Source organism: Zobellella denitrificans (genome assembly GCF_002237365.1).
GTDB lineage: Bacteria > Pseudomonadota > Gammaproteobacteria > Enterobacterales > Aeromonadaceae > Oceanimonas > Oceanimonas denitrificans.
In genome coordinates this window covers 1-21,641 of the sequence record NZ_NMUO01000048.1, presented here as the reverse complement: position 1 = coordinate 21,641, position 21,641 = coordinate 1, and the positions used below count along the sequence as shown (strand labels likewise).

The 21,641-nt window shown below is 65.4% G+C and carries 15 protein-coding genes; 11 read left to right on the top strand and 4 right to left on the bottom strand.

Going from position 1 to position 21,641, the window contains the following annotated elements; all coding sequences use genetic code 11:
• Positions 1-4 precede the first annotated feature (4 nt).
• Both CGX12_RS11400 and CGX12_RS11395 read right to left on the bottom strand, forming a co-directional pair.
• A complete protein-coding gene (locus CGX12_RS11400) occupies positions 5-2,614 on the bottom strand; it encodes a circularly permuted type 2 ATP-grasp protein (RefSeq protein WP_094040007.1) in 2,610 nt (869 codons plus the stop codon).
• Positions 2,615-2,683: 69 nt separating this feature from the next.
• Positions 2,684-6,016, bottom strand: coding sequence for a transglutaminase family protein (locus tag CGX12_RS11395; protein WP_094040006.1), 3,333 nt, complete (start codon positions 6,014-6,016; stop codon positions 2,684-2,686).
• Between the two features lie 338 nt (positions 6,017-6,354).
• Here CGX12_RS11395 and CGX12_RS11390 point away from each other — a divergent pair, with 338 nt between their 5' ends.
• The 3 genes from CGX12_RS11390 to CGX12_RS11380 all read left to right on the top strand — a co-directional run bounded on the left by CGX12_RS11390 (position 6,355) and on the right by CGX12_RS11380 (position 9,190).
• Complete coding sequence (locus tag CGX12_RS11390) at positions 6,355-7,809, top strand: circularly permuted type 2 ATP-grasp protein (RefSeq protein ID WP_094040005.1); 1,455 nt, start codon at positions 6,355-6,357, stop codon at positions 7,807-7,809.
• Between the two features lie 2 nt (positions 7,810-7,811).
• Positions 7,812-8,792: an alpha-E domain-containing protein gene (locus CGX12_RS11385; protein WP_094040004.1), complete on the top strand. Its 981-nt coding sequence runs from the start codon at positions 7,812-7,814 to the stop codon at positions 8,790-8,792.
• A 119-nt stretch (positions 8,793-8,911) separates the two neighbouring features.
• Positions 8,912-9,190: a PTS sugar transporter subunit IIB gene (locus CGX12_RS11380; protein WP_094040003.1), complete on the top strand. Its 279-nt coding sequence runs from the start codon at positions 8,912-8,914 to the stop codon at positions 9,188-9,190.
• Positions 9,191-9,216: 26 nt separating this feature from the next.
• Here CGX12_RS11380 and CGX12_RS11375 read toward each other — a convergent pair whose 3' ends face one another.
• Positions 9,217-10,143: a LysR family transcriptional regulator gene (locus CGX12_RS11375; protein ID WP_094040002.1), complete on the bottom strand. Its 927-nt coding sequence runs from the start codon at positions 10,141-10,143 to the stop codon at positions 9,217-9,219.
• Between the two features lie 343 nt (positions 10,144-10,486).
• On the opposite strand from CGX12_RS11375, the gene CGX12_RS11370 reads away from it, so the two are divergent.
• The 7 genes from CGX12_RS11370 to CGX12_RS11340 all read left to right on the top strand — a co-directional run bounded on the left by CGX12_RS11370 (position 10,487) and on the right by CGX12_RS11340 (position 20,226).
• The gene (locus CGX12_RS11370) at positions 10,487-11,752 is read left to right on the top strand and encodes an ABC transporter substrate-binding protein (RefSeq protein ID WP_094040001.1); all 1,266 of its coding nucleotides are present in this window, start codon (positions 10,487-10,489) and stop codon (positions 11,750-11,752) included.
• A 60-nt stretch (positions 11,753-11,812) separates the two neighbouring features.
• Positions 11,813-12,808, top strand: coding sequence for a carbohydrate ABC transporter permease (locus CGX12_RS11365; protein WP_094040000.1), 996 nt, complete (start codon positions 11,813-11,815; stop codon positions 12,806-12,808).
• Positions 12,805-13,650 carry a carbohydrate ABC transporter permease gene (locus CGX12_RS11360; protein WP_094039999.1) on the top strand — a complete coding sequence of 282 codons (846 nt, stop codon included), beginning with the start codon at positions 12,805-12,807 and terminating at the stop codon, positions 13,648-13,650. The genes CGX12_RS11365 and CGX12_RS11360 overlap by 4 nt, the downstream gene beginning before the upstream one ends.
• Before the next feature lie 38 nt (positions 13,651-13,688).
• On the top strand, positions 13,689-15,050 hold the full coding sequence (locus CGX12_RS11355) for a family 4 glycosyl hydrolase (protein ID WP_094039998.1): 1,362 nt from the start codon (positions 13,689-13,691) through the stop codon (positions 15,048-15,050).
• A 295-nt stretch (positions 15,051-15,345) separates the two neighbouring features.
• Positions 15,346-16,458 (top strand): ABC transporter ATP-binding protein, encoded by a 1,113-nt coding sequence (locus CGX12_RS11350; RefSeq protein WP_094039997.1) that lies wholly within the window; start codon positions 15,346-15,348, stop codon positions 16,456-16,458.
• Positions 16,459-16,488: 30 nt separating this feature from the next.
• The gene (locus CGX12_RS11345) at positions 16,489-18,147 is read left to right on the top strand and encodes a glycoside hydrolase family 13 protein (RefSeq protein WP_094039996.1); all 1,659 of its coding nucleotides are present in this window, start codon (positions 16,489-16,491) and stop codon (positions 18,145-18,147) included.
• Between the two features lie 399 nt (positions 18,148-18,546).
• Complete coding sequence (locus tag CGX12_RS11340; RefSeq protein ID WP_094039995.1) at positions 18,547-20,226, top strand: glycoside hydrolase family 13 protein; 1,680 nt, start codon at positions 18,547-18,549, stop codon at positions 20,224-20,226.
• Positions 20,227-20,436: 210 nt separating this feature from the next.
• On the opposite strand, the gene ppnP is transcribed toward CGX12_RS11340, so the two are convergent.
• A complete protein-coding gene (ppnP, locus tag CGX12_RS11335; protein WP_094039994.1) occupies positions 20,437-20,751 on the bottom strand; it encodes a pyrimidine/purine nucleoside phosphorylase in 315 nt (104 codons plus the stop codon).
• 250 nt (positions 20,752-21,001) lie between these two features.
• Between ppnP and glk the strand changes: the two genes are divergently transcribed.
• Positions 21,002-21,641 (top strand): glucokinase (gene glk / locus CGX12_RS11330; protein ID WP_142995612.1); only part of this gene is annotated, 640 nt, incomplete at its 3' end.

Below are 21,641 nucleotides of genomic sequence, written 5' to 3'. Positions count from 1 at the left end.
CGTCCTAGAGGGAACTTTGCATGGTCACCAGCTGGCGGGGCGCCTCGGCATGGCTGAAATGGCTGTGGGTGATGGCGTTGGACAGCTCCGACAGGGGGGCCAGCAGGCTGTCCAGCAGGCCGGCCAGCGCGTCCCGGGCTTCGCTCGAGTGCTCCAGGTCGCTCAGCCGGTTGATGTCCACCAGGTGCAGGCTGCTCGATGCCTGGATCACCAGCCGGGTCTCCAGATTGCGGTAGGGGCTGTTCTCGGGCTGGGGCAGCCGCTCTATCTGGCGCTCCAGCCGGCGCAGCATGTAGCCCACCGAGCGGGGGTTGGTCTCGTCGAACAGCAGCAGATCGAGGATGGCCGAGGGATGCAACTGGGAGCGGTAGCGGCGGCGGTACACGGTCAGGTTGTCGGTGGTGGCCAGCACCACTTCCCACAGCGGGATGCCCGGGCGGCGGGCGGTGAGCAGCGCCAGCTTGAGCAGCTCCAGGCTGCAGACGATGCGTTCGATAAAACGGCCCAGATCGAGGAAGCGCCAGCCGTAGTGGTGGGGCATGGTCTCGTTGCACAGGCCGAAGAAGGCGGCCAGGTCGGTCACCACCCCCTCCAGGTGGCGCTGCCCGCCCATGGCCCCCTGGTCGCGGGGCATGTCGTTGAACTTCTGGCGCAGGCTGTTGACCGTGCGCCAGGCATCGTCGCCCAGGTGGTCGCGCACCGCCCGGCAGTTGCGCAGGAAGTGGCTGAACAGCCAGGGCATGCCGTCCGGGTGCTCCTCGCTGAACAGCTCCAGCAGCCGGTGGCGCAGGAAGATGTAGTCCTGCTTGAAGCGCTGCCGGGTGGGTTGCTCGAGGTGCAGCTCGGCCAGCTCCTCGGGGCTGGGGTAGGGCAGTTCCAGTGCGGTGAACAGATCCGGGATCAGGCTGTCGCCCGACTCGTTCTGATCCTCCTGCAGCAGCCGGGCGAAGGCTTCGCGCAGCAGCCGGGAGCGGATGTCCAGCCGTTCGCCGTAGCGGCCCATCCAGAACAGGCTGTCGGCCACCCGGCAGGGTAAATCCTGGCCGTCGCGGGTGACCACGATGGGGCCATGGGCCTGGCGCAGCAGGCTGATATGGGGCTGGGGCACCGGCGCCAGCACCCAGATGTCCTTCACCATGCGGCTTTCCATCAGCGGGGTGCCGGGCTCCCCCACCCAGGCCAGGCCGCCGGGCATGATGCGGTAGTGGCGCTCGCCGGGCAGCTTGCGGATGTCGTCGGGCTCCACCAGGCTGAACAGCCGCAGGTTGACCGGCTGCGGCTCGAGCTGGCGGCGCTTGACGTTGAACACCGGGGCGGTGGCGGCCTCGATGCGGGCCTGGGCCACGAACAGGTGGGGCTGGCGGCGGATGCGCCGGTGCAGCCGGTCCCGCTCGGCGGGCGACAGGGTTTCCGGCCGGATCAGCAGGGCCGGGCTCTTGACGTCGCGCAGCCACCAGCGGCCGGGCTCGGCCAGCACCTGTTCGAGATTACCGGCGTCGCCGCACCAGCGGCTGTCGCGGCCTTTCAGTTGCAGCTCCTCGCCCAACAGGCGGCGGCACAGCTGCGGCAGGTAGCCGGCCAGGGCCGGGTGCTCCAGGATGCCGCTGCCCAGGGCGTTGGCGATGGCCACCTCGCCGTTGCGTGCCGCCTGCATCAGGCCGGGCACGCCCAGCAGAGAGTCGCCGCGCAGCTCCAGGGGATCGCACCAGGGGTCGTTGATCTGGCGCAGGATGACGTCCACCTGTTTGAGCCCGCCCAGGGTGCGCATGGATACCTGGCCGTCGCGCGCCACCAGATCGGCGCCCTCCACCAGCGAGCAGTTCATGTAGTTGGCCAGCCAGGCGTGTTCGAAGTAGCCGGGGCTGCCGGGGCCGGGGGAGAGCAGCACTATGTTGGGCTGCTCGCGCTGGTTGGGGCACAGCGCCGCCAGGCTGCGCAGCTGGGCCTGCAGAAAACCGGCCAGGCGCTTGAGCGGGGCTTCCCGGTACAGGTTGGGCAGGGCGCGGGCCAGGGTGATGCGGTTTTCCAGGGCGTAGCCGGTGCCGGAGGGGGACTGGGTCCAGTCGCCCAGCACCAGCCAGTCGCCGTCGCGGCTGCGCACCAGGTCGGTGCCGTGGAAGATCACCAGCGGCCGCTCCGGCGGCGGGGTATCGTCGGCGGCGGGAAACAGGAAGCTCGGGTGGGTGTAGATCAGTTCCGGCGGCAGCAGGCCCTCGGTCAGCATGCGCCGTTCGCCGTAGAGGTCCGCCACCAGGGCTTCCAGCAGCCGGGTGCGCTGGATCAGGCCCTGCTCCAGCCGCTCCCATTCCTGGGGGGCGATGACGAAGGGCAGGCAGTCGAGTTGCCAGGAGCGAAGCTTGCCCGGATCGTCCTCGTAGGTGTTGAAGGTCACCCCGTTCTCGTGCAGCAGGTTCTGAGCCTCTTCGCAGCGGCCGACCAGGGCCTGGGCGCCGAGCTGGCTCAGTTCGTCCAGCACCGGCTGCCAGTGGGCGCGGATGCGCTGCCGGTCGCTCAGCAGTTCGTCGTGGCCGGGGCCGTCGGACTGCAGCAGCTTGCCGGCGTAGTTGGCCAACAGGGTCTGCAATTCGGCGCTGAAGGTGTTGGGGTCGAGCATGGCGGTTACCGGGTGAAGGCCGGCCGCACCCGGAGGAGGCGGCCGGCGGTATTGTGCATCTGCACGGGATTATAGACTGGCATCGCCCGCGGATCTGTAGTGGCGTCGCAGATCCAGGGTATGGGGGTATTCGCCGGCGGGGCTTTCCGGTGGTATCACCACCGGCCCCTGGCTGTGGCCCATGGCCCAGAAGCGGGCCAGGCGGCGGGCTTCGGCCTCGTTGGCGTTGACCGGAAAGCTTTCGTAGTTGCGCCCGGCCGGGTGCGCCACGTGGTAGGTGCAGCCGCCCAGGGAGCGTTGGTTCCAGCTGTCGACAAGGTCGAACACCAGGGGCGCCTGCACCGGGATCAGCGGATGCAGCGCCGAGGCCGGCTGCCAGGCCCGGTAGCGTACCCCGGCCACCGCCTCGCCGTTGACCCCGGTGGGGGTGAGCGGTACCCGCCGGCCGTTGCAGGTGAGCACGTGGCGGGCCGGGTTGTAGCCGGACAGCCTGACCTGCAGCCGTTCCACCGAGGAGTCCACGTAGCGGGCGGTACCGCTGCCGCTCACCTCCTCGCCCAGCACATGCCAGGGTTCGATGGCCTGGCGCAGCTCCAGCTGGACCTGGTCGTAGCAGACCTGGCCGTAGTGGGGGAAGCGGAACTCCAGGAAGGGGGCGAACCACTCGGGGTTGAAGTCGAGGCCCTGGCGGCGCAGATCGGTGAGCACGTCGAGCAGGTCGGCCCAAATATAGTGGGGCAGCAGCCAGCGGTCGTGCAGCGCCGTGCCCCAGCGCACCAGCGGACGACGATAGGGCTCGGCGGCGAAGCGGGCCACCAGGGCGCGGATCAGCAGCTGTTGCATCAGGCTCATGCGGGCGTGGGGCGGCATCTCGAAGCCGCGCAGCTCCACCAGCCCGAGCCGGCCGGTGGGGCTGTCCGGGGAATAGAGTTTGTCGATGCAAAACTCGGCGCGGTGGGTGTTGCCGGTGATGTCGGTGAGCAGGTTGCGCAGCAACCGGTCCACCATCCAGGGCTGGGGCACTTCGCCCACCGGCATCTGCTGCAGGGCGATCTCCAGTTCGTACAGGGCTTCGTGGCGGGCCTCGTCGACGCGCGGCGCCTGGCTGGTGGGTCCCATGAACAGGCCGCTGAACAGGTAGGACAGGCTGGGGTGGTGCTGCCAGTAGCAGAGCAGGCTGGCCAGCAGGTCGGGCCGGCGCAGGAAGGGCGAGTCCGCCGGGGTTTCGCCCCCCAGGGTGACGTGGTTGCCGCCGCCGGTGCCGGTGTGGCGGCCGTCGAGCATGAATTTCTCGGTGCCCAGGCGGGACAGGCGGGCCTCTTCATAGAGGATCTCGGTGTTGCGCACCAGTTCGGGCCAGCTTTTGGCGGGCATGATGTTCACCTCGATCACGCCCGGGTCCGGGGTGATCATAAACTTCTCCAGGCGCGGGTCCGCCGGCGGGGCATAGCCCTCGATGCACACCGGCAGCTCCAGGGCGGCGGCGGTCTGCTCCACGGCGGCCAGCAGCGCCAAGTAATCTTCCAGCCGGGGCAGGGGCGGCATGAACAGGAACAGCTTGCCCTCGCGCGGCTCCAGGCAGAGGGCGGTGTGGATGGTGCCGTTGTTCTGCTCCGCCTGCTGCTCCTGCCACTGCTGGCCCGGCGCCGGCTGGTGATGGCCGGCCACCTCGAACCGGCGCTGCCAATCGCTGTAGCGGCTGGCCACCTCGCCGTGCAGATCCGGCAATGGCGGTTTTTGCTCGAACAGGCTGGCGGGCTGGGGCTGGTCGTCGCGGCCGGCCAGGGGCAGGGACAACAACGGCAGGCGCAGGCCCATGGGCGAGTCGCCGGGGATCAGGTAGAGGGATTCGCGCCGCACCGGCCAGGGCCCTGTACGCCAGCGCTGGCCGCCCTGATCCATCAGCAGCGGCAGGGCGAAGCCGGTGATCTCGTCCAGCCCCCGCTCCAGCAGCCGGGCCAGGCGCCGGCGGTTTTCTTCGTCCTTGAGGTTTTCGCCGCGCAGCTCCACGTCCACCGGCTGGCGCTGCTCCAGCCAGAGGTAGTAGTAGGCGTCCTCGAAGCAGGGGATCAGCCATTTGTCGGCGATGCCGAGCCGCTTGACCAGGGCCTGGCCGAACAGCCGGGCGTGCTCCGCGGTGACGGCGTAGTGTTTGTCGATGTCCGCCAGCCAGCGGTCGTCCCGCCACACCGGCTGACCGTCCTTGCGCCAGTAGCAGGCCAGGGCCCAGCGGGGCAGGGGTTCGCCGGGATACCACTTGCCCTGCTGGTAGTGTACCAGGCTGCCGGGGGCGAAGTGGGGCCGCAGCCGGCGCAGCAGTCCTTCCGCCAGGCGCCGCTTGGTAGGGCCCTGGGCGGCGGTGTTCCACTCGGCGGCGTCCATGTCGTCGATGGACACGAAGGTGGGCTCGCCGCCCATGGTCAGGCGCAGATCCTGCTGTTGCAGCCGCTCGTCCACCTGCTCGCCCAGGGCGAGGACAGCCTGCCACTGGTCGTCGCTGTAGGGCTTGGTGACCCGCGGATCTTCATGGATGCGGGTCAGTTGCATATCGAAGCTGAATTCCACTTCGCATTCATCGGTAAAGCCGGAGATGGGGGCGGCGCTGGAGGGCTCGGGGGTGGCGGCCAGGGGCAGGTGGCCCTCGCCGGCGAACAGGCCCGAGGTGGGGTCCAGCCCTACCCAGCCGGCGCCGGGGATGTAGACCTCGGTCCAGGCGTGCAGATCGGTAAAGTCGGCCTCGGTGCCGGAGGGGCCGTCGAGGGCCTTGACGTCGGCGGTGAGCTGGATGAGATAGCCGGACACGAAGCGGGCCGCCAGCCCGAGCCGACGAAATATCTGCACCAGCAGCCAGGCCGAATCCCGGCAGGAGCCCCGGCGCAGCGACAGGGTTTCTTCCGGGCTCTGCACCCCGGGCTCCATGCGGATGTTGTAGTCGATATCCTGCTGCAGCCGCTGGTTGAGCGCCACCAGGAAGTCGACCACCGGCCGGGTACCGGGATCCACCTCGCTCAGCCAGGCGTTGAGCCGGGGGCCGGCCTCTTCCAGCTCCAGGTAGGGAGCCAGTTCCTTCCTGAGTGACGCGGGATATTCGAAGGGGAAGGCCTTGGCGTAGTCTTCCACGAAGAAGTCGAAGGGGTTGATCACCGTCTGCGGGGCGATGACCTCCACCTCTACCTGCAGGTGGCGCAGCTTTTCGGGGAACACCAGCCGGGCCAGGTGGTTGCCGAAAGGATCCTGCTGCCAGTTGATGAAGTATTCGCCGCCCGACACCTTGAGGGAATAGGCCTCGATGGGGGTGCGGCAGTGGGGGGCCGGTCGCAGGCGCACCAGGTGGGGGGAGAGCGAAACCGGCTTGTCGAAGTCATAACGGGTGACATGTCTGAGTGCAACGCGAATGGTCATAGGCGGATCCCGGCAGGTTGAGGTCAGGGCGATGGCGGCGTCTGCTGCAGGCATAAGCATAGCAATAGCTATGCCAGACAAGCGAAGACGGCTCGGCCCGGTCCGCCGTTGACGGGTCGACAACAGCGGGGACATCAAGGTGCCGAATTGCACCTTGTTAGTGCGTTTACTCGAGGCGGGAAGGATCGGGGTGGTGCAGAAAAGGCCCCGTCGGAGGGGCCGACACGCCGGCCGGCTTCTATACTCGTACCTTGGTACGGCCATTGCGGATTGGTACAGCTATTGCAAAGTGTGTACTGACGGGTCTTCCGTTTCAATCAGTACCGGGAATCACGCCTATGAGCAAAGTGAATTGGCAGAACTATGCGTGCAATGGGTTCTATGATGAGTTGATCGCCGCCCCGGGGCGGCCCCGGGCCGAAGCCAAGATGCTGTGCGGGTACCTGGCCCAACTGGAATCCCATGAACTGGCCGAGCACAAGGCCGCCGCCGAAGTGGCCATCCAGGCCATGGGCATCACCTTTACCGTCTATACCGAGGGCAATATGATCGACCGGGCCTGGCCCTTCGACATAGTGCCGCGCATCATCCCTTTGCACGAATGGCAAAAAACCGCCGCCGGCCTGAAGCAAAGGGTCAAGGCGCTCAACCTCTTTATCGATGATCTCTACCACGAGCAACGCATCGTGAAGGAGGGAATACTGCCCGCCGAGGTGCTGGCCCAGTCGGTGAACTTCCGGCCCCAGTGCGTGGGGGTGACGCCACCGCGCCGGGTGTGGGCCCATATCTGCGGCTCGGATCTGGTGCGCGACAAGGACGGCACCCTCTATGTGCTGGAGGACAACCTGCGGGTGCCTTCTGGGGTGTCCTACATGCTGGAAAACCGCAACGTCACCAAGCGGGTGCTGCCGGAGCTGTTCGCCACCGGCCGCATCCAGCCGCTGGACGACTACCCGGCCCAGCTCTACGACATGCTGGCCAGCATGTCGCCCCGGCCGGGAGAGGATCCGCAAATCGTGGTGCTGACCCCGGGCATCTACAACTCCGCCTACTTCGAGCATTCCTACCTGGCCCAGCAGATGGGGGTGGAGCTGGTGGAAGGGCCGGATCTGGTGGTGCTGGACGACGACTGCGTGTACATGCGCACCGTGGACGGCCTCCGGCGGGTGGACGTGATCTACCGACGCATCGACGACATGTTCCTCGACCCGGAGGCCTTCAACCCGGAGTCCATGCTGGGCGTGCCCGGCCTGATGCGGGCCTGGCGCAACGGCAAGGTGGCCCTGGCCAATGCCCCCGGCGCCGGGGTGGCGGACGACAAGGTCATCTATGCCTTCGTGCCGGAGATCATCCGTTTCTACCTGAGCGAGGAGCCCTTGCTGCCCAATGTGCCCAGCTATTTGTGCATGTTCGAGCAGGATCGCGACCATGTGCTGGCCAATCTCGACAAGCTGGTGGTCAAGCCCGCCAACGAGTCGGGCGGTTACGGCATGCTGGTCGGCCCCCATGCCACAGCGGCGGAGCGGGCGCGCTTCGCCGAGCTGATCAAGGCCAATCCGCGCAACTACATGGCCCAGCCCACCCTCGCCCTGTCGACCTCGCCGACCCTGTGCCAGCACGAGATGGAGCCGCGCCATGTGGATCTGCGGCCCTTCATCCTCTCGGGCGAGCAGACCTACGTCACCATGGGCGGCCTGACCCGGGTGGCGTTGACCAAGGGCTCGCTGGTGGTGAACTCCTCCCAGGGTGGAGGCAGCAAGGACACCTGGATAGTAGACGTGGGAGGGAACTGATTATGCTGTCGAGAGTCGCTGAAAACATTTACTGGCTGGCTCGCTACCTGGAGCGGGCCGAGGACACGGCGCGCCTGATCAGCGTGAACAGCCACCTGTTGCTGGACTTTCCCCAGGCCACCAGCCTGGGCTGGTCGTCGTTGGTGACCATCACCGGCAGCGAAGCGCTGTTCAACCAGCATTACCGGGAGCCGGACGAAGTCAGCGTGCTGAACTTCCTGTGCATGGATCGGCGCTATTCGGGCTCCATACTGTCATCCCTGGCGGCGGCACGGGAGAACCTGCGTACCACCCGGGACGTGATGCCGAACAGCATCTGGGAGGAAGTCAACCGGCTCTACCTGAGCGTGGTCAAGCAGGCGGAGCAGGGGCTGAGCCCGCGCATGCGGGACAGCTTCCTCACCCAGGTGATCCGCAGCTGCAACACCGTCAACGGCATCATCGCCGGCACCCTCAGCCACACCCAGGTGCGCACCTTCCTGCGCCTGGGCCGGCAGCTGGAGCGGGCCGACATGACCACCCGCATCATCGACGTGCGCTCGGCCAACCTGCTGCCGCGCAGCGCCGAGGATCTCAAGCCGTTCGAAACCCTGCAGTGGATGAGCGTGCTGAAATCCCTGAGCGGCTACCAGATGTACCGCCAGCAGGTGCGGCTGGCGGTGCGCGGGCCCGATGTGCTGCGCTTCCTGCTGCAGGACGAGGCCTTCCCCAGGGCGGTGGCCTGCTGTATCGGCCAGCTGTCCCGGGAGCTGGCCAGCCTGCCACGGCACCAGCCGGCGCTGGCGGCGGCGGAACGCTGCCAGCGGCTGCTGAGCGGGGCCTGCATCGACAAGCTGGCGCGCCAGCCCGATCGGCTGCACGATTTTATCGACCTGGTGCAGATAGCCCTCAGCGAATTGCACGGGGATATCTGCCTCAGCTGGTTCGCGCCTTTCGAAACCGACACCTGGACTCCCCTGCAGGTGCAAAGCCAACAGGGCTGAGCCCGGACCGGCTCAATATAGAGCATATCTATGTTGAGCCGGTAAAAATCGATTTTATTTATCCGAACGCCCCTCGCTATGATCCGGCGGCAAGATCCCATTTGATTCAGGAGGCGGTGATGGAAGACAAAGCATTGGCGGAGGCGCTGCTGGGCGCCCTGGGCGGCAAACAAAACCTGGCGCGGCTGCGCTATTGCGCCAGCCGTATCCGGGTGTGCCTGCACGACGAGGCGCTGCTCGACAGGGCGCGTATCGCCCAACTGGGCGAGGTACGCGCCCTGGTGGCGGGGGCCGGTGGCGAGCACCAGCTGGTGCTGGGGCCGGGCAAGGCCAGGCCGCTCTATCAGCAACTGGTGGCGGCAGGCGGCCTGGAGCGGTTGGTGGCCGAAGACAGGTAAGTAAAGGGGCCGGAATGGCCCCTTCGTTATTCCAGCATATGGCGGTTTTGCTCCATATGCCGGCGCATCAGCTCGATCACCTGGGTGATGTGCGGGTCTTCCCCTTTTTCCCGCATCAGGTAAATGCCCACTATGCCCTTGCGCAGGGGCTCTTTCAGCCTGAGCGGGAGCACCTCGAAGCGGGCGAAGTAGTCCTGCATGCAACTGGGGAACACCATAATGCCGTTGGTGGCGGCCAGCATGTCCACGGCGGTGGCGACGGAGTTGGTGGAATAGACCACCCGCTCGGTCATGTGCAGTTGCAGCCGCTCCCGGCGCTTGGCCTGCATGTCCTCCATCACGTGCTGGTAACGGGGTTCGTCGGGGGTGAGTTCGACGTGGGGGTAGGCCAACAGCTCTTCCTGGCCGACGGTACGCCCGCGCAGCGGATGGCCGGTGCGCGCATAGCAGGTATCGGTCGAACTCAGCAGCGGCAGGAAGCTGACCCCGGCCTTGGGGTTGAGCCCCTGGATTTCATGGCCGATAAAGAGGTCGATATCGCCGCTCAGCAATAAATCCATCAGCCGCAGGTGGTTGCCCAGATCGATATGGACATTGGCGGTGGGGTACTGGCGGCGGTGGGCCTCGAAGGTTTCCCGCAGGAACATGTGCCACCAGGCGTGCCCGCTGCCTATCTTCAGGCTGCGCTCCTGGCGCTCCTTGAGCAGATCCATCCGGATCAGGGTGTTGTCGTAGATGCGCTGCATCATCCGCGCCTGCTCCAGCAGCAACTCGCCGTATTCGGTGAGGGTCACGCCGCTCGAGCTGCGCACCAGCAGCTGTACCCCCAGGTTTTCTTCCAGCTTCTTCATGTTGTGGGTCAGGGTCGGCTGGCTGAGGCACAGCCGGTTGGCCGCATGGCTGACGTTCTTGAGGGTGCCCACCTCGATAAACTGGCGTAACAGCTTGTCCACGATACGTCCTTGTTAGTGATAGATACTTTCTATCGCAGAGCTTAAAAGCCTGGCATTTTTTGTCAACGATAAAGCTTAAAACGCTTTGGGTGTGGAGCACGGGACGACAAATCCCTCCGTTTTTAAGACCGGTCACAGATTTTCACAGGCCTGTGGACGGTGTAGGGCCATAAACTGTGAAGCGGATCACCTGGGCTCCTTTTTGTATAGATTTTTTCTATATCAATGGCGTAATAAAGCATTTCTTTTTATCCCTCCGCCTCCTCTAGGATGGACACAGCTAAAGTTAACGGATGGTTAACGCCATCCCTTATCCCTCCAATCAGGAAGACGAGAGGTCAAGATGAAAGTACGTACACTCAGCATGGTGGCGGCCATGGTGGCCGCGTCATTAAATGTGGCAAAGGCCGATACCCTGCGCATGGAATGCGCGCCCACCGGCGCCGGCAAGGAGTTTTGCGACTACGTGAAGGATCGCTTCGAAACGCAGACCGGCCACACCCTGGAGTTTATCGAGTTTCCCCCTTCCTCCGACGAGAAGCTGGGCCTGTTCCAGCAGCTGTTCGCCGCCCGCGACGCCGACGCCGTGGATCTGTTCCAGGCCGATACCGTCTGGGTGGGGCTGCTCGACCGCCACACCCTGGATCTGACCGAGCAGGTGGCGGAGCTGGAAGCCGACTTTTTCCCCGGTGCCTGGCAGAACAACATCGTCAACGGCCGGGTCAAGGCGGTGCCAGCCTTCCTCGATGCCGGCGCCCTCTACTACCGTCAGGATCTGCTGGAAAAATACGGCGAGCAGCCACCTGCCAGCTGGGAAGAGCTGACCCGCATCGCCACCCGCATCCAGGAAGGCGAACGGGCCGCCGGCCAGCGCAACTTCTGGGGCCTGGTGTTCCAGGGCAAATCCTACGAGGGCCTGACCTGCAACGCCCTGGAATGGGTGGCTTCCCATGGCGGCGGCGACTTCGTGGACGGCGACGGCACCGTCACCATCGACAATGTCCGCGCCGCCCAGGCGCTGGATCTGGCCGCCGGCTGGGTCGGCACCATAGCGCCCCAGGGCGCGCTCGGCTACATGGAGGAAGAGGCCCGCGCCGTGTTCCAGAACGGTGGCGCCCTGTTTATGCGCAACTGGCCCTACGCCTATGTGCTGGCCCAGGCCGACAACAGCCCGGTGAAGGGCAAGGTGGGGGTGATGCCGCTGCCGAGCGGGGCCGATGGCGAGTCGGTGGCCGCCCTGGGCGGCTGGCAGTGGTCGGTGAGCGCCTACAGTAAAAATCCCGAGGCGGCGGTGACCCTGCTGAAAATCGTGAGTGACGCCGAGGCCCAGAAAAAGGCACTGCAACTGGTGGGCGTGGCCCCGTCGCGCGTGGCGTTGTACGAGGATCCGGAGGTGCTGGCCATGGCGCCCTATCTCGCCGAATTCAGGGACATCTTCGCCAATGCCCGGCCGCGCCCGGCCACCCAGACCAGGGGCCAGTACGCCCGGGTGTCCAACGCCATCTACAACGCCACCTACAACGTGCTGAGCGGCCGCAGCAGCGGCGAACAGGCGGTGTCGGATCTGCAGAAGCGGCTGGAACGCATCAAGGGCAGGGAGTGGCGCTAACGCCCAGGCGGGCCATGCGTGGCCCGCTTTTCCTGCCGAACTGAACTGTACGGAGTCACCATGGAAGATTATACCAAGACCCTGCCGCCGCGGGGGGCCAAGGCCACCGCCGGTTCGGCCCCCAAGCTGGCCGGGCGGCGCAAGCTCAACCATCAGCAACGGCGCGCCCGCGTGGCCTGGGTGCTGGTGGCCCCGGCGCTGCTGCTGCTGGCGGCAGTGGCCGGCTGGCCGCTGTTGCGCACCCTGTTCTACAGCCTGACCGATGCCGCCCTGGACGCGCCGCACGAATACAACTTCGTCGGCCTGGCCAACTACCTGGAGCTGACCGACAGCGGCGCCTACGGCGTGCTGGCCGACCCCCTGTGGTGGCAGGCGGTGGGCAACACCCTCTGGTTCAGTGCCGTGTCGGTGTCGCTCGAACTGGTGCTGGGCATGCTGCTGGCGCTGCTGATGAACCAGACCTTCCGCGGCCAGGGCCTGGTGCGCACCGCAATCCTGGTGCCCTGGGCCATTCCCACCATCGTCACCGCCAAGATGTGGGGCTGGATGTTCCACGACCAGTTCGGGGTGGTGAACGATCTGCTGCTGCGCACCGGCCTTATCGACCAGCCCCTGGCCTGGATAGCAACCCCCTCGCTGTCGATGTGGGCGGTGGTGCTGGCGGACGTGTGGAAAACCACCCCCTTTATGGCGCTGATGCTGCTGGCCGCGCTGCAGCTGATCCCCAAGGATTTGTATGAAGCAGCCCGGGTCGACGGCGCCACCGCCTGGCAGCGCTTCTGGCGCATCACCCTGCCGCTGATCATGCCGGCGCTGATCGTGGCGCTGATCTTCCGGGTGATGGATGCGCTCAGGGTGTTCGATCTCATCTATGTGCTCACCTCCAACAGCGAGGCCACCATTTCCATCTCCGGTTACGCCCGGGATCAGATGGTGAGCTACCAGGAAATGGGCTTCGGCTCCGCCGCCTCGGTACTGGTGTTCATGATGGTGGCCGGCATCGCCGCCTGCTTCCTCTACGTGGGCCGTTTCAACGACAAGGAGAACAAGGCATGAAGCTCGGTCGTCAGCAACGGGAATGGGGCCACAAGGGCCTGATCTACGCCGGCGCCGCCCTGGCCGTCCTGATCTGCGTATTCCCCTTCTACTACGCGGTGCTCACCTCGCTGCGCACCGGCCAGGAGCTGTTCCTGGCCAACTACCTGCCCTCGGGCTTCCACTGGGACAACTATATCGGTGCCCTGGTGGACAACGGCATCGCCCGCAGCCTGCTGAACTCGGTGCTGGTGGCCACCGTCACCGTGGGGCTCTGCCTGCTGGTGTCGATCACCGCCGCCTTCGCCCTGGCGCGGATCTCCTTCCGCGGGCGCAAGTATCTGCTGTTCACCATACTGTGCGTGTCCATGTTCCCCCAGGTAGCGGTGCTGTCGGGCATGTTCGAGCTGGTGCGCTTTATGGGGCTGTACGACTCGCTGGGCGCCCTGGTGCTGTCCTACACCACCTTCTCGCTGCCCTTTACCGTCTGGGTGCTGACCACCTTTATGAAGTCGATGCCGGTGGAGCTGGAAGAGGCGGCCATCGTCGACGGCGCCAGCACCTGGGTGATCATCACCCGCATCTTCGCGCCCATCATGGGGCCCTCGCTGGTCACCACCGGTCTGCTGGCCTTTATCGGCGCCTGGAACGAGTTCATGTTCGCGCTCACCTTCGTGATCTCGAGCGGCAAGCGCACAGTGCCGGTGGCCATCGGCATGTTCCAGGGCGCCTCCCAGTACGAACTGCCCTGGGGCAGCATCATGGCCGCTTCGGTGGTGGTGACGCTGCCGATCATCGTGCTGGTACTGATTTTCCAGAAACGCATCGTCAGCGGCCTGACCAGCGGTGCGGTCAAGGGTTGATCCCACTTACCAACAGTGTCTGAACAAGGAGAAAACGAATGGCTACAAAAATCGTCCTGATCGGCGCCGGCAGCGCCCAGTTCGGCTACGGCACCCTGGGTGACATCTTCCAGAGCGCCACCCTGGCCGGCAGCGAAATCGTGCTGCACGACATCAACCCCCGCGCCCTGGCGGCCACCGAGCAGACCGCCCGCGATTTTCTCGCCGCCCGGGATCTGCCCTTTACCGTCAGCGCCACCGTGGATCGCAAGGTCGCGCTCCGGGGCGCCGACTTCGTGATCATCTCCATCGAGGTGGGCGATCGCTTCGCGCTCTGGGACCAGGACTGGCAGATCCCGCTGCAGTACGGCATCCAGCAGGTCTACGGCGAGAATGGCGGCCCCGGCGGCCTGTTCCACTCCCTGCGCATCATACCGCCGATCCTGGAGATCTGCGCCGATATCGCCGACATCTGTCCCGATGCCTGGACTTTCAACTACTCCAACCCCATGAGCCGGATCTGCACCACGGTGCACCGCCGCTTTCCGGGACTCAACTTCGTCGGCATGTGCCACGAAATCGCCTCCCTGGAGCGCTACCTGCCGGAAATGCTGGACACCCCCTTCAGCAACCTGGCGCTGCGCGCCGGCGGCCTCAACCACTTCAGCGTGCTGCTCGAGGCCAGCTACCGGGACAGCGGCAAGGACGCCTACGCCGACATCCGCGCCAAGGCGCCGGGCTATTTCGAGAAACTGCCGGGCTACAGCGACATCCTGGAATACACCCGCACCCATGGCAAGCTGGTGGACACCGAGGGCAGCACCGAGCGCGATGCCCTGGGCGGCGCCGACAGCGCCTACCCCTGGGCGGATCGCACCCTGTTCCGGGAAATTCTCGAGAAGTTCCACCACCTGCCCATCACCGGCGACAGCCACTTCGGCGAGTACATCCGCTGGGCCCATGAGGTGAGCGACCACCGCGGCATCCTCGACTTCTACACCTTCTACCGCAACTACCTGGGCCAGGTGGAGCCGGTGATCGAGCTCAAGCTCAAGGAGCGGGTGGTGCCGATCATGGAAGGCATGCTCACCGACGCCGGCTACGAGGAAGGGGCGGTCAACATCCCCAACCAGGGCTTTATCCGCCAGTTGCCCGAGTTCATGGCGGTGGAAGTGCCGGCCATCATCGACCGCAAGGGCGTGCACGGCATCCGGCTGGACATGCCGGCCGGGGTGGCGGGGCTGCTCTGCAACCAGGTGGCGGTGCACGACCTCACCGCCGAGGCGGTGCTGCAGGGCTCGCGGGATCTGGTGATCCAGGCGCTCTTGGTGGATTCGGTCAACGACAAGTGCCGCCGTATCCCGGAAATGGTCGACCTGATGATCGACCGCCAGCGGCCCTATCTGGATTACCTCAAGTAAGGCAGGGGCGGGGGTTACCACTTCAGATAGCGGAATCTCGAAGAGGACAAAGGGTGCTGCTCCCTAAAGCTCAGTATCGTCTGTTGGCGCTACCATCAGACCACAGCGGGGCCTGGAAGAGGCAACAGGGATTGCCTACACCGACCGTCACATGCCAGGGATGGCATGTGCCGAGCGCCACAGGGACGTGCTTGCAGCGTGTCGGTGGAGGTGGCCCTGTTGACTCTTCGATGAGCCGTTACAGACAAGCTTTACAAAGATCGTAAACGGATTATCAAAAACAGGATGTAACAACATGGCGCAATTAACACTGGAAAAACTGCAAAAACGCTACGGCAAGGCGGCCGAGGTGATCAAGTCGCTGGACTTGCAGATCAACAGCGGCGAGTTCGTGGTGTTCGTCGGTCCCTCGGGGTGCGGCAAGTCCACCCTGCTCAGGATGATAGCGGGGCTGGAGGAGATAAGCGGCGGCAGCATGTTCATCGACGGCCAGTACGTCAACGACGACACCCCCGCCGAGCGCGGCATCGGCATGGTGTTCCAGTCCTATGCCCTCTACCCGCACATGAGCGTGTACCAGAACATGGCCTTCGCCCTCGAGCTGGCCGGGCATCCCAAGGAAGAGATAGACCAGAAGGTGCGCGACTCGGCCCGTATCCTGCAGCTCGAACCCCTGCTGGAGCGCAAGCCCAAGGACCTGTCCGGCGGCCAGCGCCAGCGGGTGGCCATCGGCCGCGCCATCGTGCGCGAGCCCAAGCTGTTCCTGTTCGACGAGCCCCTGTCCAACCTGGATGCCTCGCTGCGGGTGCAGATGCGCATGGAAATCGCCACCCTGCACCAGCGGCTGGGCGCCACCATCATCTACGTGACCCACGACCAGGTGGAGGCCATGACCCTGGCCGACCGTATCGTGGTGCTGAGCAAGGGCAATATCGAGCAGGTGGGCACCCCGCTCGAGCTCTACGATCACCCGGCCAACGAATTCGTGGCCCAGTTCATCGGCTCGCCCAAGATGAACCTGATCCCCGCCATCCTCAGGCGCGCCGGGGCCGAGCAGAGCCTGGTCGAGCTCGACAACGGCAAGGAACTGCTGCTGCCCATCGCCACCCCGGCCGAGGCCGAAGGCCAGAGCGTCAACCTCGGTATCCGCCCCGAGCACGTCCAATGGGGCGAGCAAGCCGAGTGCGAATACCAGGGGGAGGTGATGTTCGTCGAGCACATGGGCAACGAGACCTACCTCTACCTCGACAACGGCAACGCCGGCGAGCCCTGGGTGGTGCGCAACGCCGAGCGCTCGCCCATAGAGGCGGGCGCCCTGGTCGGCATCCGCCTGCCGGCGGCCTGCTGCTACCTGTTCGACCGCGAGGGCCGGGCCTTCCGCCGCCTGCTGCCCAGCGCCCAGCATTGATTGCTTTTACTTTTTGAGACGGAACCGCACATGAACCCAGCAACAGACAAAAAATGGTGGCACGACGCCGTGGTCTACCAGATCTACCCGCGCAGCTTTATGGACGCCAACGGCGACGGCATCGGCGATCTGGCGGGCATCATCCAGCGGCTCGACTACCTGCAGCGGCTCGGCGTCAACCTCATCTGGCTGTCGCCGGTGTTCCGCTCGCCGATGGACGACAACGGCTACGATATTTCCGACTACCAGGATATCGCCCCCGAGTTCGGCACCCTGGCCGAGATGGAGCAGTTGATCGCCGAGGCCGGCAAGCGCGATATCCGCATCCTGATGGATCTGGTGGTCAACCACACCAGCGACGAGCATCCCTGGTTTGTCGAGGCGCGCCGCTCCACCGACAACCCCTACCGGGACTTCTACATCTGGCGCCAGCCGGCGGCGGACGGCGGCCCGCCCAACGACTTCCGCTCCTACTTCGGCGGCAGCGGCTGGCAATACGACGAGGCCAGCGGCGAGTACTACTTCCACCAGTTTTCCCGCAAGCAGCCGGATCTGAACTGGGAAAACCCCCGGGTGCAGGCCGAGGTGCACAAGATGATGAACTGGTGGCTGGACAAGGGCATCGGCGGTTTTCGCATGGACGTGATCGACCTGATCGGCAAGGAGGTAGACGCCCAGATCATGACCAACGGCGCCCGCCTGCACCCGCTGCTGCAGGAGATGAACAAGGCCACCTTCGGCGGGCGCGACCTGCTCACCGTGGGCGAAACCTGGAGCGCCACCCCCGAGATAGCGAAGCTCTACTCGGATCCGGCGCGGGAGGAGCTGTCCATGGTGTTCCAGTTCGAGCACATCACCCAGACCTGGGACGACGAAGCAGGCAAATGGCGCAGCCGGCCCTTCTGCCTGGCGGCGTTCAAGGCCATCACCGACAAGTGGCAGCGGGGCCTGGCCGACAGCGGCTGGAACTCCCTGTTCTGGAACAACCACGACCTGCCCCGGGCGGTGTCCAAGTTCGGCGATCCGGGGCGCTACCGGGTCGAGTCCGCCAAGATGCTGGCCACCGCCCTGCACGGCCTCAAGGGCACGCCCTATGTCTACCAGGGCGAGGAGATCGGTATGACCAACGTGCGCTTCGAGCGCATCGACCAGTACCGGGACATCGAGAGCCTCAACCTCTACCGGGAGCGCACCGCCGCCGGCGTGCCCCATGAGCAGATGCTGGCCGGCATTCACGCCAACGGCCGGGACAACGCCCGCACCCCCATGCAGTGGAGCGGCGAGGCCAACGCCGGCTTTACCCGGGGCACGCCCTGGATTGAGGTCAACCCCAACCACGACCAGATCAACGTGGCCGCCGCCCTGGACGATCCGGACTCCGTTTTCTACCACTACCAGCGGCTGATCCGCCTGCGCAAGGCCCATCCGGTGCTGGTGTACGGCGACTACCAGCCGCTGCTGAGCGAGCACCCGCGGGTGTTCGCCTACCAGCGCCGGCTCGGCGACCAGCGGCTGCTGGTGCTGTGCAACTTCTTCGCCGGCCGCGCCAGCCTGACCCTGCCCGCCGGGCTACAGCAGCCGGGAGAGGTGATGATCAGCAACTACGCCCCCCGCGACCACTGGCGCGGCGAGCTGGAGCTGCAGCCCTATGAGGCCTTTATGGTGCTGCTGGACGAGGCGGCCGGCTGAGGCTAGAGCACCGATCGGTTTAAAACCTGAACAGAGCGATATCTCACCTGTAGGCGCCCGTTTACGTGGCGCAAGGCCAGGTGCGGTATTCCCCGGCGGCTAAAGCGCCGGCTACGGGAGTAGGCGCCCGTTTACGTGGCGCAAACCTGCCAAGGCGTGGGCGTGGAAATTGGGCGCCGGTTTGTGTCGGTTTGTGCCGGCTAAAGCGGCATCTACAGCAGTTCGGTGCCACCCTCATGCAGGCGGGCCGCCCGCGCCCCAAGAGTCGGCGCTGCCTGATTTTTAAACTATATGGCGCTCTAGCACTGTTGCCGAGCGTCCGCACTCCATCAAGGGTCAACACAGACCGATTTTCTATCCCGGCGGCGCTGTGCCGCCCCTGATAACAAGGACAATGCCATGACCACCACAACAAGCGGCCGGCTGCAACGCAGCTGGTGGAAGGAAGCCGTTGCCTACCAGATCTATCCGCGCAGCTTTATGGACGCCAACGGCGACGGTATCGGCGATCTGAACGGCATCATCATCAAGCTGGACTACCTGAAAGAGCTGGGGGTGGACGTGATCTGGCTCTGCCCCATGTACCCGTCCCCCAACGACGACAACGGCTACGACATCAGCGACTACCAGGGCATCATGGCCGAGTTCGGCACCCTGGCCGACTTCGACCGGCTGCTGGAAGAGGTGCACGCCCGCGGCATGAGGCTCATCCTGGATCTGGTGGTCAACCATACCAGCGACGAGCACCCCTGGTTTATCGAGTCCCGCTCCTCCAAAGACAACCCCAAACGCGACTGGTATGTCTGGCGCGACGGCAAGCACGGCGCCGAGCCCAACAACTGGGAGAGCATCTTCAAGGGCTCGGCCTGGGAGTATGACCAGGGCACCGACCAGTATTACCTGCATCTCTTTTCCCGCAAGCAGCCGGATCTGAACTGGGAAAACCAGGCGGTGCGCGACGCGGTGTACGACATGATGCGCTGGTGGCTGGACAAGGGCATCGACGGCTTTCGCATCGACGCCATCTGCCATATGAAAAAGGAGCCGGCGCTGTCGGACATGCCCAACCCGCAAGGGCTGCGCTATGTGCCTTCCTTCGACAAGCACATGAACGCGGAAGGGCTGTTCGACTATGTGGATGACATGTGCCGGCAGGTGTTCCACCACTATGACATCATGACGGTGGGGGAGGTCAACGGCGCCGACGCGGTGGCGGGTGAGCAATGGGTGGGCGAGCAGCGTCGCCGGCTCAACATGATTTTCCAGTTCGAGCACGTCAAGCTGTGGGAAGCCAACCCGCACCAGCGCCTCGACCTGCTGGCGCTCAAGGATATCTTCGGCCGCTGGCAGGGCGGGCTGGAGGGCCGGGGCTGGAACGCGCTCTACGTGGAGAACCACGATATTCCACGCATCGTCTCCAAGTGGGGGGATACCCGGGACTACTGGCGGGAAAGCTCCACCGCCATCGCCGCCATGTACTTCCTGATGCAGGGCACGCCCTTTATCTACCAGGGCCAGGAAATCGGCATGACCAACACGGTTTTCGAGAGCCTCGACGATTTCAACGACGTGGCCGCCAAAAACCAGTATGCCGAACTGCAGCGCCAGGGCTGGGCCGAATCCGACATACTGGCGCAGCTTTCCCGCACCGGGCGGGACAACTCGCGCACCCCCATGCAGTGGGAGGCCGGTCCCGGGGCGGGCTTTACCACGGGTACGCCCTGGCTCAAGGTCAATCCCAACGCCGGGGCCATCAACGTGGCCGCCCAGCAAGGCGACCCGGACTCGGTGCTCAATTTTTACCGCGCCCTTATCCGCCTGCGCAAGGCCGCGCCGGCGCTGATCTACGGCGACTACCGACTGCTGCTGGCGGAGCATCCGCAGATCTACGCCTACCGCCGCAGCCTGGGGGACGAGCGCTGGCTGGTGCTGGTCAACCTGAGCGGCGAACCGGCGGACTGTCAGCTGCTGGAGGAGGCGCTGCCGGCGGCCGGGCCGCAACTGGCCAACTATCCGCAGGCCATGGCCGGGGACACCAGCCTGCGGCCCTTCGAGGCCCGGGTATACCGGCTGGACTGAGCATCCTGGGGCGGGCAGCGGTTATCCGCACCGAAATGGGGAGGCGCTGGCGTCGAATGATGTCAGGTATGCCACGCGATGCAAAGCGTGTCTGCGGCTATTGCGCACCGGCTGGCAAGGCATATACCGAACCCTGGCGCGCAGGCGGCCCGCCTGCATTGCCGCGCAGCGGGAAGGACGGTTCCCGGGGCCTTGGCCCCGGGATCAGGCTTAATCGAAGTAGGAGCAGCAGTAGTCCACCAGGCTGTGGACCTTGAGCTTGAAGATGGCGTTGGCGGGCACGTTGAAGGACTCGCCGCCCTTGATGGCCTGCCAGTCGTCGCTGCCCGGCAGCTGGACTTCCAGCTCGCCGTCGAGGATTTCCATCAGCTCGGCGGCGGCGGTGTCGAAGGTGTACTCGCCCGGCAGCATGATGCCGAGGGTCTTGCGGCTGCCGTCGGCGAATTTGACCACCCGGCTGGTCACCTTGCCACCGTCGTAGACATTGGCCTTCTTGATCACGGTAACGTTGTCGAATTGAGACATGATACTTCCTGTATGAATGCGAAAAAAACGGCCTCTGGTTATAGCACAAAGGCCGGCGGCGTAAACGGAATTTTTATGCCGCAGGGCATCGCCCGCTCTGGGGGAAGATTTCTGCCTTGCGACATAGAGAAAACCTATGTTGCCGGCAATAAAATCGATTTCATTTGTGGCATTACCCTTTTTATGCTGGCCCCAGTCCGAGCGGGGCCGGCCCGCCAAACCACTTCCTTTAATCAAGCGAGTAACGACGATGAGCCAATATATCCTGGTGGGCGACGTGGGCGGCACCAATGCCCGCCTGGCCCTCTGTGAACGGGCCACGGGCGTCCTGTCCGCCATCCGCAGCTATCCCACTGCCGATTCCCCCGGCCTGGAGCCGGTGATCCGGCAGTATCTGGCCGAGCAGGGGGTGACGGTGGCCGAGGCCTGCATCGCCATCGCCTGCCCGGTGCAGGGGGACCAGGTGGTGATGACCAACCACAGCTGGCGCTTTTCCATCGCGGCCATGCAGGCCGGCCTGGGGCTGGCGCGGCTCGAGGTGATCAACGACTTTACCGCCGTGTCCATGGCGATACCGGCGCTGGCGCCGGAAGACCGCTGCCAGATCGGGGGCGGGGAGATCCGGCCCGGCCACCCGGTGGCGGTGTACGGCGCCGGCACCGGCCTGGGGGTGGCCCACCTGGTGCCCTGCGGCGATACTTGGCTCAGCCTGCCCGGCGAGGGCGGCCACGTCGACCTGGCTCCGGGCAACGCCGAAGAAGAGGAACTGCTGCGGGTACTGCGCCGGCGCTGGGCCCATGTGTCGGCGGAGCGGTTGCTCTCCGGCAGCGGCCTGGTCAACCTTTACCAGGCCCTGGCCGGGCTGGCGGGCCGGGGGGCCGGGGTGCTGG

What these genes read in the sequence shown, in the direction of transcription:
- CGX12_RS11400 (WP_094040007.1), bottom strand. Translation starts at nt 2,614, where the DNA reads ATGCTCGACCCCAACACCTTCAGCGCCGAATTGCAGACCCTGTTGGCC.
- CGX12_RS11395 (WP_094040006.1), bottom strand. Translation starts at nt 6,016, where the DNA reads ATGACCATTCGCGTTGCACTCAGACATGTCACCCGTTATGACTTCGAC.
- CGX12_RS11390 (WP_094040005.1), top strand. Translation starts at nt 6,355, where the DNA reads ATGAGCAAAGTGAATTGGCAGAACTATGCGTGCAATGGGTTCTATGAT.
- CGX12_RS11385 (WP_094040004.1), top strand. Translation starts at nt 7,812, where the DNA reads ATGCTGTCGAGAGTCGCTGAAAACATTTACTGGCTGGCTCGCTACCTG.
- CGX12_RS11380 (WP_094040003.1), top strand. Translation starts at nt 8,912, where the DNA reads ATGGAAGACAAAGCATTGGCGGAGGCGCTGCTGGGCGCCCTGGGCGGC.
- CGX12_RS11370 (WP_094040001.1), top strand. Translation starts at nt 10,487, where the DNA reads ATGAAAGTACGTACACTCAGCATGGTGGCGGCCATGGTGGCCGCGTCA.
- CGX12_RS11365 (WP_094040000.1), top strand. Translation starts at nt 11,813, where the DNA reads ATGGAAGATTATACCAAGACCCTGCCGCCGCGGGGGGCCAAGGCCACC.
- CGX12_RS11360 (WP_094039999.1), top strand. Translation starts at nt 12,805, where the DNA reads ATGAAGCTCGGTCGTCAGCAACGGGAATGGGGCCACAAGGGCCTGATC.
- CGX12_RS11355 (WP_094039998.1), top strand. Translation starts at nt 13,689, where the DNA reads ATGGCTACAAAAATCGTCCTGATCGGCGCCGGCAGCGCCCAGTTCGGC.
- CGX12_RS11350 (WP_094039997.1), top strand. Translation starts at nt 15,346, where the DNA reads ATGGCGCAATTAACACTGGAAAAACTGCAAAAACGCTACGGCAAGGCG.
- CGX12_RS11345 (WP_094039996.1), top strand. Translation starts at nt 16,489, where the DNA reads ATGAACCCAGCAACAGACAAAAAATGGTGGCACGACGCCGTGGTCTAC.
- CGX12_RS11340 (WP_094039995.1), top strand. Translation starts at nt 18,547, where the DNA reads ATGACCACCACAACAAGCGGCCGGCTGCAACGCAGCTGGTGGAAGGAA.
- ppnP (WP_094039994.1), bottom strand. Translation starts at nt 20,751, where the DNA reads ATGTCTCAATTCGACAACGTTACCGTGATCAAGAAGGCCAATGTCTAC.